The sequence below is a fragment of the Verrucosispora sp. ts21 genome, assembly GCF_002879555.1.
Taxonomy (GTDB): domain Bacteria; phylum Actinomycetota; class Actinomycetes; order Mycobacteriales; family Micromonosporaceae; genus Micromonospora; species Micromonospora gifhornensis.
The window spans coordinates 1-13,818 of the sequence record NZ_PNOZ01000013.1 but is presented as its reverse complement, the minus strand read 5'-3'; the positions used below and the strand labels follow the sequence as shown (position 1 = coordinate 13,818).

General features: G+C 71.8%; 16 protein-coding genes. 10 read left to right on the top strand and 6 right to left on the bottom strand.

From position 1 onward, the window contains the following. Positions 1-188 precede the first annotated feature (188 nt). Positions 189-842 (bottom strand): trimeric intracellular cation channel family protein, encoded by a 654-nt coding sequence (locus C1A38_RS07725; RefSeq protein WP_102657145.1) that lies wholly within the window; start codon positions 840-842, stop codon positions 189-191. Positions 843-870: 28 nt separating this feature from the next. Next, positions 871-1,089: a DUF3039 domain-containing protein gene (locus tag C1A38_RS07720; protein WP_013732293.1), complete on the bottom strand. Its 219-nt coding sequence runs from the start codon at positions 1,087-1,089 to the stop codon at positions 871-873. An 89-nt stretch (positions 1,090-1,178) separates the two neighbouring features. Between C1A38_RS07720 and C1A38_RS07715 the strand changes: the two genes are divergently transcribed. Further along, on the top strand, positions 1,179-2,111 hold the full coding sequence (locus tag C1A38_RS07715) for a pseudouridine-5'-phosphate glycosidase (protein WP_102657144.1): 933 nt from the start codon (positions 1,179-1,181) through the stop codon (positions 2,109-2,111). A 130-nt stretch (positions 2,112-2,241) separates the two neighbouring features. Further along, positions 2,242-3,120 (top strand): carbohydrate kinase family protein, encoded by an 879-nt coding sequence (locus tag C1A38_RS07710; protein ID WP_102657224.1) that lies wholly within the window; start codon positions 2,242-2,244, stop codon positions 3,118-3,120. Between the two features lie 85 nt (positions 3,121-3,205). On the opposite strand, the gene C1A38_RS07705 is transcribed toward C1A38_RS07710, so the two are convergent. Further along, complete coding sequence (locus C1A38_RS07705; protein WP_102657143.1) at positions 3,206-3,562, bottom strand: DUF3099 domain-containing protein; 357 nt, start codon at positions 3,560-3,562, stop codon at positions 3,206-3,208. Between the two features lie 103 nt (positions 3,563-3,665). Between C1A38_RS07705 and C1A38_RS07700 the strand changes: the two genes are divergently transcribed. Together C1A38_RS07700 and C1A38_RS07695 are read left to right on the top strand one after the other, a co-directional pair. After that, on the top strand, positions 3,666-3,965 hold the full coding sequence (locus C1A38_RS07700) for a hypothetical protein (protein WP_233196696.1): 300 nt from the start codon (positions 3,666-3,668) through the stop codon (positions 3,963-3,965). Between the two features lie 2 nt (positions 3,966-3,967). Then, complete coding sequence (locus C1A38_RS07695; RefSeq protein ID WP_043723428.1) at positions 3,968-4,279, top strand: hypothetical protein; 312 nt, start codon at positions 3,968-3,970, stop codon at positions 4,277-4,279. A 42-nt stretch (positions 4,280-4,321) separates the two neighbouring features. Here C1A38_RS07695 and C1A38_RS07690 read toward each other — a convergent pair whose 3' ends face one another. Further along, the gene (locus C1A38_RS07690) at positions 4,322-4,912 is read right to left on the bottom strand and encodes an HhH-GPD-type base excision DNA repair protein (protein ID WP_102657142.1); all 591 of its coding nucleotides are present in this window, start codon (positions 4,910-4,912) and stop codon (positions 4,322-4,324) included. Positions 4,913-5,044: 132 nt separating this feature from the next. Between C1A38_RS07690 and C1A38_RS07685 the strand changes: the two genes are divergently transcribed. The 3 genes from C1A38_RS07685 to C1A38_RS07675 all read left to right on the top strand — a co-directional run bounded on the left by C1A38_RS07685 (position 5,045) and on the right by C1A38_RS07675 (position 8,806). Beyond that, positions 5,045-6,103, top strand: a complete 1,059-nt coding sequence (locus C1A38_RS07685; RefSeq protein ID WP_102657141.1) for an iron ABC transporter substrate-binding protein — start codon at positions 5,045-5,047, stop codon at positions 6,101-6,103. Between the two features lie 65 nt (positions 6,104-6,168). Beyond that, on the top strand, positions 6,169-7,704 hold the full coding sequence (locus C1A38_RS07680) for an ABC transporter permease (RefSeq protein WP_102657140.1): 1,536 nt from the start codon (positions 6,169-6,171) through the stop codon (positions 7,702-7,704). Between the two features lie 34 nt (positions 7,705-7,738). Next, the gene (locus tag C1A38_RS07675; protein WP_102657139.1) at positions 7,739-8,806 is read left to right on the top strand and encodes an ABC transporter ATP-binding protein; all 1,068 of its coding nucleotides are present in this window, start codon (positions 7,739-7,741) and stop codon (positions 8,804-8,806) included. Between the two features lie 47 nt (positions 8,807-8,853). Here C1A38_RS07675 and C1A38_RS07670 read toward each other — a convergent pair whose 3' ends face one another. Next, positions 8,854-10,074 carry a S8 family peptidase gene (locus tag C1A38_RS07670; RefSeq protein ID WP_102657138.1) on the bottom strand — a complete coding sequence of 407 codons (1,221 nt, stop codon included), beginning with the start codon at positions 10,072-10,074 and terminating at the stop codon, positions 8,854-8,856. Positions 10,075-10,253: 179 nt separating this feature from the next. On the opposite strand from C1A38_RS07670, the gene C1A38_RS07665 reads away from it, so the two are divergent. Together C1A38_RS07665 and dtd are read left to right on the top strand one after the other, a co-directional pair. Continuing rightward, positions 10,254-11,738, top strand: coding sequence for a DUF7782 domain-containing protein (locus C1A38_RS07665; RefSeq protein WP_199180126.1), 1,485 nt, complete (start codon positions 10,254-10,256; stop codon positions 11,736-11,738). Then, the gene (dtd, locus tag C1A38_RS07660) at positions 11,738-12,160 is read left to right on the top strand and encodes a D-aminoacyl-tRNA deacylase (RefSeq protein WP_102657137.1); all 423 of its coding nucleotides are present in this window, start codon (positions 11,738-11,740) and stop codon (positions 12,158-12,160) included. Before C1A38_RS07665 ends, dtd begins: the two co-directional genes overlap by 1 nt. Positions 12,161-12,251: 91 nt before the next feature. Here dtd and C1A38_RS07655 read toward each other — a convergent pair whose 3' ends face one another. Beyond that, positions 12,252-13,040 carry a sporulation protein gene (locus C1A38_RS07655; protein ID WP_102657136.1) on the bottom strand — a complete coding sequence of 263 codons (789 nt, stop codon included), beginning with the start codon at positions 13,038-13,040 and terminating at the stop codon, positions 12,252-12,254. 235 nt (positions 13,041-13,275) lie between these two features. Between C1A38_RS07655 and C1A38_RS07650 the strand changes: the two genes are divergently transcribed. Beyond that, a partial coding sequence (locus C1A38_RS07650; RefSeq protein ID WP_146017481.1) for a sigma-70 family RNA polymerase sigma factor occupies positions 13,276-13,818 on the top strand: 543 nt, incomplete at its 3' end.

Genomic DNA, 13,818 nt, shown 5'->3' with positions numbered 1-13,818 from the left:
CTCCGATGCGCACGATGGCCCGACCGCAGGCCGACGAACCGGGCCGAGGGGCACGTCAGCCGCCCCATGAAAACGCCTCCGCGCACCGATGGCCGCGAAGGCCGACTCAGCATAACCAGCAGCGGCCCCGAGCCCCACTCGACGCCACACCGGCACCTCGTGCCGTGCGCCACTGCAACCGGCAGACGCTAGTCCGGCGGGCCCGCAATGCCGCCGGTGCGAGGTGGCCGCAGCGTCGCCACCGGCGCCGACCAGCGGCGCCGCAAGGCCACCAGGCGTACGCCGAAGACCAGCAGCACCGCCGCGACGAGCGGAATCGGCCCGGCGTATCCCAGACCGTCGAGGAGAACCACCACGATCGAACCGGCGAGCGCCGCCACGGCGTATATCTCCCGCCGCAGTACGACCGGGATCTCGCCGGTCAGCAGGTCGCGACAGAGTCCGCCGCCGATCGCGGTGATCATGCCGATCAGGCAGGCGCCCACCGGCGGGACCTGGGCGTCGAGGGCCTTGAGGGTGCCGGCGACGGTGAACAGGCCGAGCCCGGCCGCGTCCAGCACCAGCACGGTGGTGCGGAGCCGGGCGAACTGCGGGTGCAGCCAGAAGATCGCCCCGGCGGTCACTGCGGCGGTGGCCGCGTACCGCCAGTCGGCGAAGGCCAGCGGCGGAACCTCGTCGATCACCAGATCACGGACGATCCCGCCACCGAGGGCGGCGACGAAGCCGACGAAGACGACGCCGAACAGGTCGAGCCGCTTGGCCACCGCGGCGGAAGCACCCGAGGCGGCAAAGACCGCGACCCCGGCCAGGTCGGCCAGGAGCAGGGCGGTGGAGGTGGTCACCGCCGCAGGTTACGCGGACGATGCGGGATCACTCGGTGTACGAGTCGTAGATCTCCTTGCACTTCGGGCAGACCGGCGAACCCGGTTTGGGGGTTTTCGTCACCGGGAACTTCTCCCCGCACAACGCCACGACGAACGTGCCCATGACGGCGCTTTCGGCGATTTTTTCCTTCCGCACGTAGTGGAACATCTCCGGACCAGTGTCGGCGTCCTTCAGTTCCGGACGCTCGAGGACCTGTGCACTCACGTCTACACCTCCAACCGACAAGTCTGGCAGGTCACCGTGACCCCGGTCCACCTGAGGTGCGCGGCGTGCCGGCAGTACGGTGGGCGACTGTGACCAACTTTCATCTTCGCTTCGGCACCGAGGTGGCCGAGGCGCTGCGCCAACACCGTCCAGTGGTCGCCCTGGAAAGCACAATCGTCTCGCACGGCCTGCCCCGACCGGACAATCTGACGGTGGCCCGCCAGATCGAACAGGCCGTCCGGGACGCGGGCGCGGTGCCGGCCACCATCGGCATGGTCGCCGGTGAGCTGGTGGTCGGCCTCGACGACGCCGAGTTGACCCGGTTGGCCACCGCCGACGGCGTGACCAAGCTCTCCGTACGCGATCTCGCCGTGGCTGCGGCGACCGGCGCGGACGGTGCCACCACCGTGGCCGCGACCAGTGCGGTCGCCGCCGCCGCGGGCATCAGGGTGTTCGCCACGGGTGGCCTCGGCGGGGTGCACCGGGAGGCGGCACAGACCTTCGACGAGTCGGCCGACCTGGTCGCGCTGGCCTCGACGCCGATCGCCGTGGTGTGCGCCGGGGTCAAGTCGATCCTCGACGTGGGCGCGACGCTGGAACGCCTGGAAACCCTCGGGGTGACAGTCGTCGGCTACCGCACCCGCCGGTTCCCGGGCTTCTTCATCACCGACAGCGGCTTCGACCTGGACTGGTCCGCCGACTCCCCGGAGTTGATCGCCGACATCCTGGCCGCTCGGGAGCAGCACGGCGTCCAGCACGGCGGCCTGGTCGTCGCGAACCCGCTGCCCACCGACGAGCAGCTGGATCCGCAACTGCACGACCGTACGCTCGCCGAAGGGCTGGCCCGGCTGGAGCGCGACGGGATCAGCGGCAAGGCCGTGACGCCGTACCTGCTGGCCCATTTCCACTCGGCCACGCAGGGTGCAAGCCTGGCGGTCAACGTCCGGATCATCCTGCGCAACGCCGACCTGGCCGCCCGGATCGCGGTCGCCGCCGCCCACCGCGCGGAGCCCGCGGCGTGACCGCGAGCAGTGCGCCGACTCTGCGAGCCGCGCAACCACGAACGCTGGCGGAGCCGTGAGCGAGCGGACCGCCGGGCGGGACACCGGTGCCGACGGCACACCGGACGCGGCCAGCCGCACCGGACGGGTCATCGTCGTCGGTGACGTGATCACGGATGTGGTGGCGGTGCTGACCGGCCCGCTCGCGACCGGCTCGGACACGGCGGCGGCGATCCAGTTCACCGGGGGCGGACAGGCCGCCAACACGGCCTCCTGGCTCGCCGCGCAGGGTGTGCCGGTGACGCTTGTCGCCGCGGTCGGCGACGACACCGCAGGACGGGACCGGGTGGCGGAGCTGACCACCGCGGGAGTCGACTGCGTGGTGGCCCGGATACCCGGATGTGCCACCGGAACGGTGATCGTGCTGGCCGTGGGCGACGAACGCACCATGGTCACCGAGCGCGGGGCGAACGTCCGGTTGACGCCCGAGCACGTCGACACGGCGCTGGCTGCCGCCGGGGACGCGACCCATCTGCATCTGTCCGGCTACGCCCTGCTGGACGCCGGCTCCCGGCCGGCCGGGCTGCACGCGCTGAAGGTCGCCCGTCAGCGCGGCATGACGACAAGCGTCGACGCGGCCTCGGCCGCACCGCTGCGAGCGGTCGGCGCGGCAGCCTTCCTGTCCTGGTTGCGCGAGGTCGACCTGCTGCTGGTGAACACCGACGAGGCGGCCGTGCTGGCCGGTGGCCTCGACCCGGTGGCTCAGGCGCGGGCGCTTGTCGCCTCGGCCCGGCGGGTGGTGGTCAAGCAGGGCGCGGCCGGCGCGACCTGGGTGGATCGAAAGCCGACAATCGTCACCATTCCGGCCCGCCGGGTGGCGGTGGTCGACGTGACCGGAGCCGGTGACGCCTTCGCCGCCGGGCTGCTGACCGGATGGCTGGCCGGTGCCGCGCCGCACACCGCCCTGGAGCGGGCCACCCGTCTCGGCGCGGCAGCGGTGTCCCAGGTCGGTGCCCGCCCGTCCGGCTGACCGGGCGACGCGGACACGCCGACAGCACGGCCTCGCGCGGGGTTGACCGGGATTCCTCCGGCCCCCGCGCGAGCTGCGCCGGCGGTCAGGGCTCGGCGTCGATGATCTTGTGTGGGCGTTCCTCGGCGGTGAGACTCCTCGCCGGGGCCTCCGTCGGCTGGCCGCGCCGGAAGCGGTTGGCGAGCCGGTGCTCGTCCTTCGGCGGACGATCGTTGGCCAGCAGCACCGCCAGCCAGGGGACGATCAGCATGCCCAGCGCCACCAGGGGTAGCCAGAGCCAGAGCAGGGGCGCCTTGGCACCGACCAGGATCGCGCCGACGACCACGCAGGCCGCCCGGACGCACATCATCATGACGTACCGCCGCTGCCGGGTGGTCAGCTGGTCGTCCTGGCTTCGCGAGGCGTCGGTGATGAGGATCGGTCGGTACGCCTGACGCTTCACCGTGTACCTCCTCGGGGATCCCACCCATCCTGTCACCACCGCGGCTCGGGCGGCGAGGTTCGTCGGCCCGGGATTCGTGTTACGTACGTGGTACGCTCTCGCCGTGGGCAGCCGGTTCAGCTTCACCGACGAGGCGTTGGCCAACCTGCGGGTCTACGACGTCACACCCGGGGAAGTCTGGGCGGCGCTGCACAGCAGCCGACGTGTCATCCGCCACCTCGGTGACGACGTGATGGTGGTGTACGCCACCACCGCCCACGGGCGGCGGATCGCGGTGCTGCTGGCCGAGGCCGACGGGACCGACAACGACTGGGACGTCCTGTCCGCCCGCGAGTTGAGTGACGTCGAGGCCAAGCGCTACGACGAGGCGGTACGAAAATCTCCGGAGAGCAGGAGGCGGTGACGATGGACCGTCACGACGCGACAAAGCAGTTCCACAGCGGCGGTGAGCGGCTCGCCGAGTTGATCGACGAGAGCCGAGCCGTGGAGCTTCCCGTCCCCGACACCGACACCCCGATGGTCAGCCGCTCGGTACGGCTGCCGCTGGAGACCTACGAACGGGTCCGGGCAGCGGCCGACGCCCGGGGCATCGGTGTGACCACCCTGATGCGGCAGTGGATCGAGGCCGGTCTCGCCGACCTGGACGACTCGGCCACCGTCTCGCTGGCCGACGTCCGGCGGGCCATCGCCTCCCTGGCCCAGCCCAGCGCCGCCTGACGATCGACCCGACCCCGGCCGAGGGCGAAACCCGGCCAGCGGTCAGGAGCCTGCGGCCTTCGCCTTCGCCGCCGCCTTCATCTGCTGCTTGTACTCCCGGACCAGGCGCAGCGACTCGGCGTCGGTGACGTCGGCGACGGAGCGGTGCGCGTCCGGGTCGCCGTAGTCGCCGGCCGCCTCCTGCCAGCCGGGCGGCTGCACCCCGAACCGCTTGCCGAGCAGGGCGAGGAAGATCTGCGCCTTCTGCCGACCGAACCCGGGCAGGGCGGCGATGCGGGCGAGCAGCTCACGGCCGTCCGCCGCATCGACCCAGAGCCGGGCCGCATCGCCGTCGTAGTGCGCGACAAGCGCCCGGCACACCTCCTGCACCCGGGCCGCCATCGCCTTCGGGAACCGGTGCAGGGCCGGCGGCTGGGCGAAGAGCGCCACCAGGGCGTCCGGGTCGTACCCGGCGAGTTCCCGGGCGTCCAGGTCGTGGCCGAGTCGCTGAGTCAGCACGTACGGAGAAGAGAAGGCCTTCTCCATCGAGACCTGCTGATCCAACACCATCCCGGTCAGCAGGGCGAGCGGGCTGCGCAGCAGCAGCTGGTTCGCCGCCGGGTCGATGGGCAACGCGAGCGTCATGTCCTCCATCCTGCCTGTCGTGTCCCCGGAACCGGTGCAGCACCTACCGAATTTCGAACTGAGGTTAGGCTGTGCTAACTTCGGCGCGTCGGTCGCCCGACCAGTACCGGGCTGCCGGATCAACCGGAGAAGGGGTTCACCGTGCCTGCCACCCGCCGCTTCACGCGTGCGTTGCTCGCCGCCAGTCTGCTCACCGTCGGCCTGGCTGCCTGCGGATCGGGCGAGGAGGACAAGGCAACCGGCTCCGACAAGTCCGCCGACAAGCAGATCACCGTCTACAGCGGACGCAACGAGCAGCTGATCAAGCCGCTGCTTGACAAGTTCACCGAGCAGACCGGCATCGCCGTCAACGCCCGCTACGCGAACACCGCGCAGCTCGCGGCCCAACTGGTCGAGGAGGGCGACAAGTCCCCGGCCGACGTGTTCCTCGCCCAGGACGCCGGAGCCCTCGGCACGGTCGCCAAGCAGGGCATGTTCAGCACCCTTCCGGAGGCCACCACGGCGAAGGTGCCGGCCACCTACCGCGCCGGCAACGGCCAGTGGGTCGGCGTCAGCGCCCGCGCCCGCGTGCTGGTCTACAACCCGGACCTGGTACCGGCCGACCAACTGCCCGCCTCGGTGTTCGACCTCACCGGGCCGGCCTGGAAGGGCAAGGTCGGCGTCGCACCGACCAACGCGTCGTTCCAGGCGTTCGTCACCGCCATCCGGGTGCAGCACGACGACGCCAAGGCCGAGGAGTTCCTGCGCGGGCTCAAGGCCAACGACCCGCAGATCCGCGACGGCAACGGCAAGATCCTGGAGGACGTGCTCAACGGCGCGATCCCGGCCGGCCTGATCAACCACTACTACCTCGGCGAGGTCGCCAAGGAGCAGGGCACCACGCCGGACGCGCTCAAGGCCAAGCTGCACTTCTTCCCCGGCGGTGACACCGGTGGGCTGGTCAACGTGGCGGGTGTGGGCGTGCTCAAGCGCGCGGCCGACAACCCGGACGTGCAGACGTTCGTGGACTTCCTGCTCGGCACCGAGGCCCAGACCTACTTCGCCGAGCAGACCTACGAGTACCCGGTGATCGACGGTGCGCCCGCCCCGGCGTTCGTGCCGGCCCTGGCCGACCTGGCGGTGCCGCAGATCGACCTGAACGACCTGGACACGCTCGATGCCACCGTCTCCATGATCAAGAACTCGGGGTTGGTCCCCTGACCGCTCCGCCGACCGTCACAGGGCCGTCCCGCACCGGGTCGGCCCTGTTCGGCGTACCCGGGCAGGTGCGGCGGCTGGCTCCCCGGCCGGCGTTGCTCGCGGCCTCGACCGCCGCGGTGGCCGTCGCCCTGATCCCGCTGGCCTACCTCGCGGTACGCACCGCCGAGGCGGGCTGGGACCGGATCGCCGCAGAACTGTGGACCGAGCGGGTGGGCCTGCTCGCGCTGCGCAGCATCGGCCTGGCGGCGGTGGTGACCACGGCCTGTGTGCTGCTCGGCGTGGGCACCGCCTTCCTGGTCACCCGCACCGACCTGCCCGGTCGTCGGGTCTTCGCCGTGCTGGCCGCCCTGCCGCTGGCCGTACCGACCTACATCGCCGCCTTCGCCTGGGTATCCACGGTGCCCCGGTGGGAGGGGTTCTGGCCGGCCGCGCTGGTGCTGACCCTCTGCTCCTACCCGTACGTGCTGCTGCCGGTCGCCGCCGCGCTGCGCGGGGCCGACCCGGCCCAGGAGGAGGTGTCCCGGTCGCTGGGGCGCAGCGGCTGGCAGACCTTCACCGCGGTGACCCTGCGGCAGATCCGCCCGGCCACGGCGGCCGGGGCCCTGCTGGTCGCGCTCTACGTGCTCTCCGACTTCGGCGCCGTGTCCATCCTGCGCGCCGACACCTTCACCCGGGCCATCTTCGTCGCCTTCGACATGGGCTTCGACCGGACCGGAGCGCTGGTGCTCTCCTGCGTGCTGGTGGCGCTGACGGTGCTGCTGCTGACCGGTGAGACCGCCACCCGCCGTCGGGGCGCCCGGTACTCCCGGCTCGGCGGTGCCCGGCGGCCGGCGTCCCGGCTGCCGCTCGGCCCGGCCCGCTGGCCGGTCATCGCCGTCCTCGTCGGGGTCGCCGGGCTGGCGCTCGGCGTGCCGGCGGTCAGTCTCGGTCGGCGGCTGGCCGCCGGCGTGTCCCGCCCCGGCGCGCTGCCCGAGGTGCTCGCCGCGGCCGGGAACTCGCTCACCGTCTCACTGGCCGGCGCAGCGTTGACCATGCTGCTGGCGCTGCCCCTGGGGTTGCTCACGGCACGGGCACCCGGCCCGCTGACCAGCCTGCTGGACCGGCTGGCCTACCTGGCCCACGCCCTTCCCGGCGTGGTGATCGGACTCTCGCTGATCTTCTTCGGCATCAACGTGGCGTACCCGCTCTACCAGACCTGGTGGCTACTCGCTCTCGCGTACGCCACCCTGTTCCTGCCGTTGGCGGTCGGCGCGGTGGCCGGCGCGGCCGCCCAGTCCCCCGTCGGTCTGGAGGAGGTGGCCCGGTCACTCGGCCGTGGCCCGTGGACCGTGCTGCGGACGGTGACCCTGCCGCTGATCCTGCCCGGCATCGGCGCCGGGGCCGCGCTGGTCTTCCTCACCGGCATGAAGGAACTGCCCGCCACCCTGCTGCTGCGGCCCACCGGGATGGACACCCTGGCCACCGAACTGTGGACCAGCACCGCCGTCGGTGCCTACGCCGCCGCGGCACCCTACGCTGCACTGCTGGTGGCGATTTCCGCCCTGCCCACCTGGCTGCTGGTCGCCCGTAGCGGCCTGCTCGACAAGGAGGAGCGGGCATGAGCAGAACACATCATCAACTCAGTGGAGGGCCGGCATGAGCGAGGTCGTGCTCAGCGGAGTGGTCAAGCGGTACGGGCAGGTCACCGCGCTGGCCGGGGTGGACGTCACGGTGCCTTCCGGCCAGCTGACCGCCGTGCTCGGGCCCTCCGGCTGCGGCAAGACCACGCTGCTGCGCTGCCTCGCCGGCTTCGAACGGATCGACGCCGGGGAGATCCTGATCGACGGCAGCCGGGTGGCGGGCGGTGGGCGGCACCTGCCGGCGCACCGCCGCAACATCGCGGTGGTGCCCCAGGAGGGCGCGCTCTTCCCGCATCTGAGCGTGGCGGACAACGTCGGCTACGGCCTGGACCGCGCCACGCGGCGATCCGACCGGGTCGAGGAGGTGCTGACGCTGGTCGGGCTCGCCGGCTACGGCGCCCGGATGCCGCATCAGCTCTCCGGCGGGCAGCAGCAGCGGGTGGCGGTGGCCCGGGCGCTGGCGCCGCGACCGTCGGTGGTGCTGCTGGACGAGCCGTTCAGCGCCCTCGATGCGGGCCTGCGGGCCGGACTGCGGCACGACGTACGTGAGGCATTGCGCGCCGACGGCGCGACAGGCGTGTTGGTGACCCACGACCAGGGCGAGGCGCTGTCGGTGGCCGACAAGGTGGTGGTGCTCCGCGACGGGCGGGTGATCCAGGCCGGCGCGCCGACCGCGGTCTACCGCGAGCCGGTCGACGCGTGGGTGGCCGGGTTCGTCGGCGACGCGGTGCTGCTGCCCGCGGTCGTCGAACAGGGCAGCGCCCGGACCGCGCTCGGCGTGCTGCCGGTGACCGGACCGGTGACCGACGGCCCGGTCACCGTGCTGGTCCGCCCGGAGCAGGTGCGCGTCGCCGCGGGCTCGGCCGGGGTCACCGCCAGCGTCCTACGACACGACTTTCACGGGCATGACGCGTTGATCGGGCTCCGGTTGGCCGACGGCACCCGGATCACCGCGCGGATCCTCGACGGCGGTGCCGCCTGCCCGGTGGGCGGTCAGGTGACGGTGCACGTCGACGGGCCGGCGCGGGCCTTCCCGGCCCAGACCACTTCGACCACCTCGGTGCTTGTCGACCTGGCGGCGTGAAGCGGCCCGGCGGATCACCGATCCGCCGGGCCGGTTTCAGGTCAGGGTCAGTTGACCACGAACAGCAGGCGGTTCGGGGAGCCGCTGCCCGGGCTGCTGATCACGCCGGTGGTGGCGTTGTTGACCAGGTAGGTCTTGACCTGGGCCGGGGTCCAGGACGGGTTGGCCGACAGGACGAGGGCGGCGGCGCCGGCCACGTGCGGGGAGGCCATCGAGGTGCCGCTGATCGTGTTGGTCGCGGTGTTGCTGGTGTGCCAGTCCGACGTGATGCTCGTGCCCGGCGCGAAGATGTGCACGCAGGAGCCGAAGTTGGAGAACGAGGAGCGGGCGTCGGTGTTGGTCGTCGAGCCGACGGTGATGGCGGTCGAGACGCGCGCCGGCGAGTAGTTGCAGGCGTTGGCGCTGGAGTTGCCGGCCGCCACGGCGTAGCTGATGCCGGCGCGGATCGAGTTGGCCACCGCGTTGTCGATGGTCGTGCTGGCCCCGCCGCCGAGGCTCATGTTGGCCACGGCCGGCTTCACCGCGTTGGCGGTCACCCAGTTCACGCCGTTGACCACGCCGGTGGTGGAGCCGCTGCCGGAGCAGTTGAGCACCTTGACCGCGATCAGACGGACGCCCTTGGCGACACCGTAGGTCGAGCCGCCGACAGTGCCGGCGACGTGGGTGCCGTGGCCGTTGCAGTCGGTGTTGTTGCTGTCGACCGTGTTGGTGCCCCAGGTGGCCCGGCCGCCGAAGTCGTTGTGCGTGGTCCGGATGCCGGTGTCGATGATGTACGCCCGCACGTTGGTGGCCGTGTTCGGGTAGGTGAAGCTCCTGCTCAGCGGCAGGTTGCGCTGGTCGATGCGGTCCAGGCCCCAGGTCGGGTTGCTCTGGGTGGCCGCGAGCGTGATCTTCTGGTCCTGCTCCACGTACTCCACCGCCGGGTTGGCGGCGAGCCGGGCGGCCTGGGCGGCGGTCATCTTGGCGGAGAAGCCGGTCAGCGCGGCGCTGAACACGTCGGAGACACTGCCCCCGTACCGCTTGACCAGGGTGCTGGCCCGGTCCGGGACGGCGGCGCGGGCGGCCGACGATCCGGCGGTGCCGACCGCGTCGGAACGAAGAACGACAAGGTAGCTTCCGCTGATCGCGTTCGACGCGCCGGCACCGCGGATCTCACCGGTGGGTGCGGCGACCGCTGCGGTGGTGCTGGCCGCGGAGACGGCCGCCGCGGTGGCGACGACGGCGAGCGCCCGGATGAGGCTGCGCCGCGCGGGGGACCCTGAGGACATCGTCTTGCCTCCCTTACCTGGGCAGCCGACCGGGCTTCTGGCCGGACGGTGTGCCCGTGGACTGAGTTGCAGGAGATGCTAGCGGCATATCGATGGATATAACAGAGATGTGCATCGATTGACTTCCCATGTCACGGGTGCTAGCGGTCGGGCCCGGTGCGACCAGGCAGGATGACAGCGTGGACGGACACGACATGCTGCTCTCCCCCGCCGGCGTCGACGCGCTGCGGACCGCGTTGACCAACGCCGACTTCACCGCCAACGGCATCGCCACCCGGCTCGGTCCGGTAGCCACCAGCGGGGTGGCCCGCAACGACTTCCGGGCCGCGCTGCGCGCCACCACCGACCGGGATCCGCTCGCCACCCTGATCCGGGTGTTCATCTGCGAGCAGACCGAACCGGAGGCGGCCGTGGCGGCGGCGCTCGCACCCCTGACGATCACCGAGGCGCTGGAGGCCGGGCTGGTCGAGCGGCACGGCGACGGGCTGCGGATGGGCCTGGACCTGGAGCCGTACGCCGACGACTGGTGGGTCCTGGCGGACGTACCCGCCAGCGCCCGACCCGGCCGTCCGCTGCACGCCGAGCACGTGCTGGGCATCGGTGGGGCCACCCAGACCATGATCGGCGCTGCCGTCCGCCGGCCGGTGGACACCGCGCTCGACCTGGGCACCGGGTCCGGGGTGCAGGCGCTGCACCTGAGCACCCACGCGCGGCAGGTCACCGCCACCGACGTCTCGCGGCGGGCGCTGCGCTTCGCCGCCACCACCGCCGCCCTCAACGGTCAGGACTGGGAACTGCTGCGCGGAGACATGGTCGCGCCGGTGGCGGGCCGCCGCTTCGACCTGGTGGTGAGCAATCCGCCCTTCGTGGTCGGACCGGGCACCACCACCCACGTGTACCGCGACTCCGGCCGGGTCGGCGACGCGATCGGCGCCGAACTGGCCGCCGCCGCGCCGACCCTGCTCACCGAGGGCGGCACCATGCAGTACCTGGCCAACTGGGTGCACGTGACCGGCGAGGACTGGGCCGAGCGGGTGACCGGTTGGTTCGCCGGTACCGGGCTGGACGCGTGGGTCGTCCAACGCGAGGTCGCCGACCCGATGGCGTACGTCAACCTGTGGCTCACCGACGTCGGTGACGTCGCCGACCCGCAGCGGATGGCCGACTGGCTGGACTGGTTCGACGCGCACAAGGTGGAGGCGATCGGCTTCGGCATCGTCTCGCTGCGCCGCAGTGGCCACGACGACCCGGTACTTCGGGTCGAGGATCTGCGCCAGCGGGTGCAGGCACCGATGGGTGACCGCATCGCCACCTGGTTCGACCGGCAGGACTGGCTGCGCGAGCAGGGCACCGACGGCGTGCTGGCCGCCCGCTACCGCGCCGCCGAAGGGCTGCGACTGCACCAGGAGGCCACCATGGGCGAGGACGGCTGGGGGGTGGATCGCCAGGTCCTGGACATGCCGCACGGGCTGCGCTGGAGCGAGGAGATCGACCCGCTGGTGCTGGCCCTGGTCGGCGGGGCCGACGGGCGGCTGCCGCTGCGGGATCAGCTCGCGCTGCTCGCCGTCGCGCACGACGTCACCGTCGACGAGTTGGCCGAGGCCGCCGGCCCGATCGTGGCGCACCTGGTGGAGCGGGGCTTCATCGAGCCGGTGGAGGCGTAGTGCGCGCGGTGGTGCAGACCGTCGGCCGGGCCAGCGTCACGGTCGACGGCGAGGTGGTCGGTGCGATCACCGACGGGCTGCTGGTGCTGCTCGGGGTGACCCACACCGACACCGTCGAGACCGCCCGGACGATGGCGCGCAAGGTGCACGAGCTGCGGATCCTCGACGACGAACGCTCCGCCGCCGAGGTCGCCGCACCGATCCTGGTGGTCAGCCAGTTCACCCTGTACGGCGACGCCCGCAAGGGCCGCCGCCCCTCCTGGACCGCGGCGGCCCCGGCCGAGGTGGCCGAACCGCTTGTCGACGCGGTGGTCGAGGCGCTGCGGCACCGTGGCGCACCGGTCCACACCGGTCGTTTCCGGGCGCACATGCTTGTGGAGAGCGTCAACGTGGGTCCCCGCACCATCCTGCTCGACCTCTGACGACCGGGGCCGCCCCCATCCGCGCGGTGAGGGCGGCCCGCATCGGCGCGGCGGGGCGGTCCGGACCGGCGCGGCGGGGCGGGGCGGCAGGTCAGCCGAACAGGCCCCGGCGTTGCAGGGACTGGCGCAGCCAACCGTCGAGCTGGGCGGCCCAGTCGGTCTGGTCCAGGGTCGCGTAGTCCATGGTGAACCGGCCGAAGACGTCCCGGCCCTCGGTGAACAGCCCGCCGCGCTTGTCCAGCTCCAACACCACCTGCAACTGCCGGGGATCGGCGATGAAGGTGACCTCCAGTTGGTTCATCGCACCGGTGTACTGCGGTGCCGGATAGAACTCGATCTCCTGGTAGAACGGCAGCGTCTGGTGGACGCCGTAGATGTGCCCCCGTTCCACGTCGGCGCGGGCGAACCGGAAGCCCAGCCGCAGTAGCGCCTCCAGCAGCCGTTCCTGGGCCGGCAGCGGGTGCACCGCCACCGCGTCCAGGTCACTGGAGTCGACCGCCCGAGCCACCTCCAGCTCCGTACGCAGTCCCATGGTCATCCCGGCCAGGTGTCGTCCGTACAGCTCGGTCACCGGGGTTTCCCAGGGCACGTCGAAGCGGAACGGAATGTCGTGACGTTGCCCGGCTTCGAGCCGGAACGCCCCGGTGACGTGCTGCCGTTGGAACTCCTGATTGGTCGCGTACTCGTTGTCGCCGCTCTCCACCTCGACGCGGGTCATCAACCCCAGCGCCACGTACGAGATGTCCACCGCGTGGTCACCGCCGGTGACCGTGACGGCGCCCTCCAGCTGGCCCCCCGGTCGACAGTTCGGATTCGCCAGCACCGTCTCCACTGCCGGGCCACCGACTCCCATCGCCTGCATGAGCCGCTTGAAGACCACAGTTGCCTCCGTCGCTTGACTGTCGTGTCCATCCCCGGCGGACTGCCTGTCGGCCGGCCGCAGGCACGGTAACCGGAGTCGGCAACCCGAACCGGGTGAATCGACCAACCCGACCGGACTCCGGATTGTCAGGTTCGTGATCGCCTCACTCCCGTTTTACGCCCCGACCGCCAAGCTGTGTGTCACCGGCAGAACTGGCCACGCAACACCGCACGGACGAAACGGGGAGACGGAGATGGGTCTGCAGATGATGGAGCACCAGACGCGCGTCGGCACCGAGGCCGAGCCGGGCATCGACACCCTCACCGACCTGGACGCCACCGACGAGCGCGGCGTCTCCACGGACCTGGTCCGCGCCTACCTCAACGGCATCGGCCGCACGAAGCTGCTGACCGCCGCCCAGGAGGTCGAGCTCGCCAAGCGGATCGAGGCCGGGCTGTTCGCCGAGGAGAAGCTGACCACCTGCACGCCGGTCTCCGCCGAGCTGCTCGCCGACCTGACGGTGATCGCACAGGAGGGCCAGGCGGCGAAGAACCACCTGCTGGAGGCCAACCTCCGGCTCGTGGTGAGCATCGCCAAGCGCTACACGGGTCGCGGCATGGCCTTCCTCGACCTCATCCAGGAAGGCAACCTCGGCCTCATCCGCGCCGTCGAGAAGTTCGACTACACCAAGGGCTACAAGTTCTCCACCTACGCCACCTGGTGGATCCGCCAGGCCATCACCCGCGCCATGGCCGACCAGGCCCGCACCATCCGCATCCCGGTGCACATGGTCGAG

Excerpts from the sequence above, each read along its gene's own strand:
- C1A38_RS07695 (WP_043723428.1), top strand. The coding sequence starts at position 3,968 with ATGGACCGTCACGACGCGACAAAGCAGTTCCACAGCGGCGGTGAGCGG.
- C1A38_RS07690 (WP_102657142.1), bottom strand. The coding sequence starts at position 4,912 with ATGGAGGACATGACGCTCGCGTTGCCCATCGACCCGGCGGCGAACCAG.
- C1A38_RS07675 (WP_102657139.1), top strand. The coding sequence starts at position 7,739 with ATGAGCGAGGTCGTGCTCAGCGGAGTGGTCAAGCGGTACGGGCAGGTC.
- C1A38_RS07670 (WP_102657138.1), bottom strand. The coding sequence starts at position 10,074 with ATGTCCTCAGGGTCCCCCGCGCGGCGCAGCCTCATCCGGGCGCTCGCC.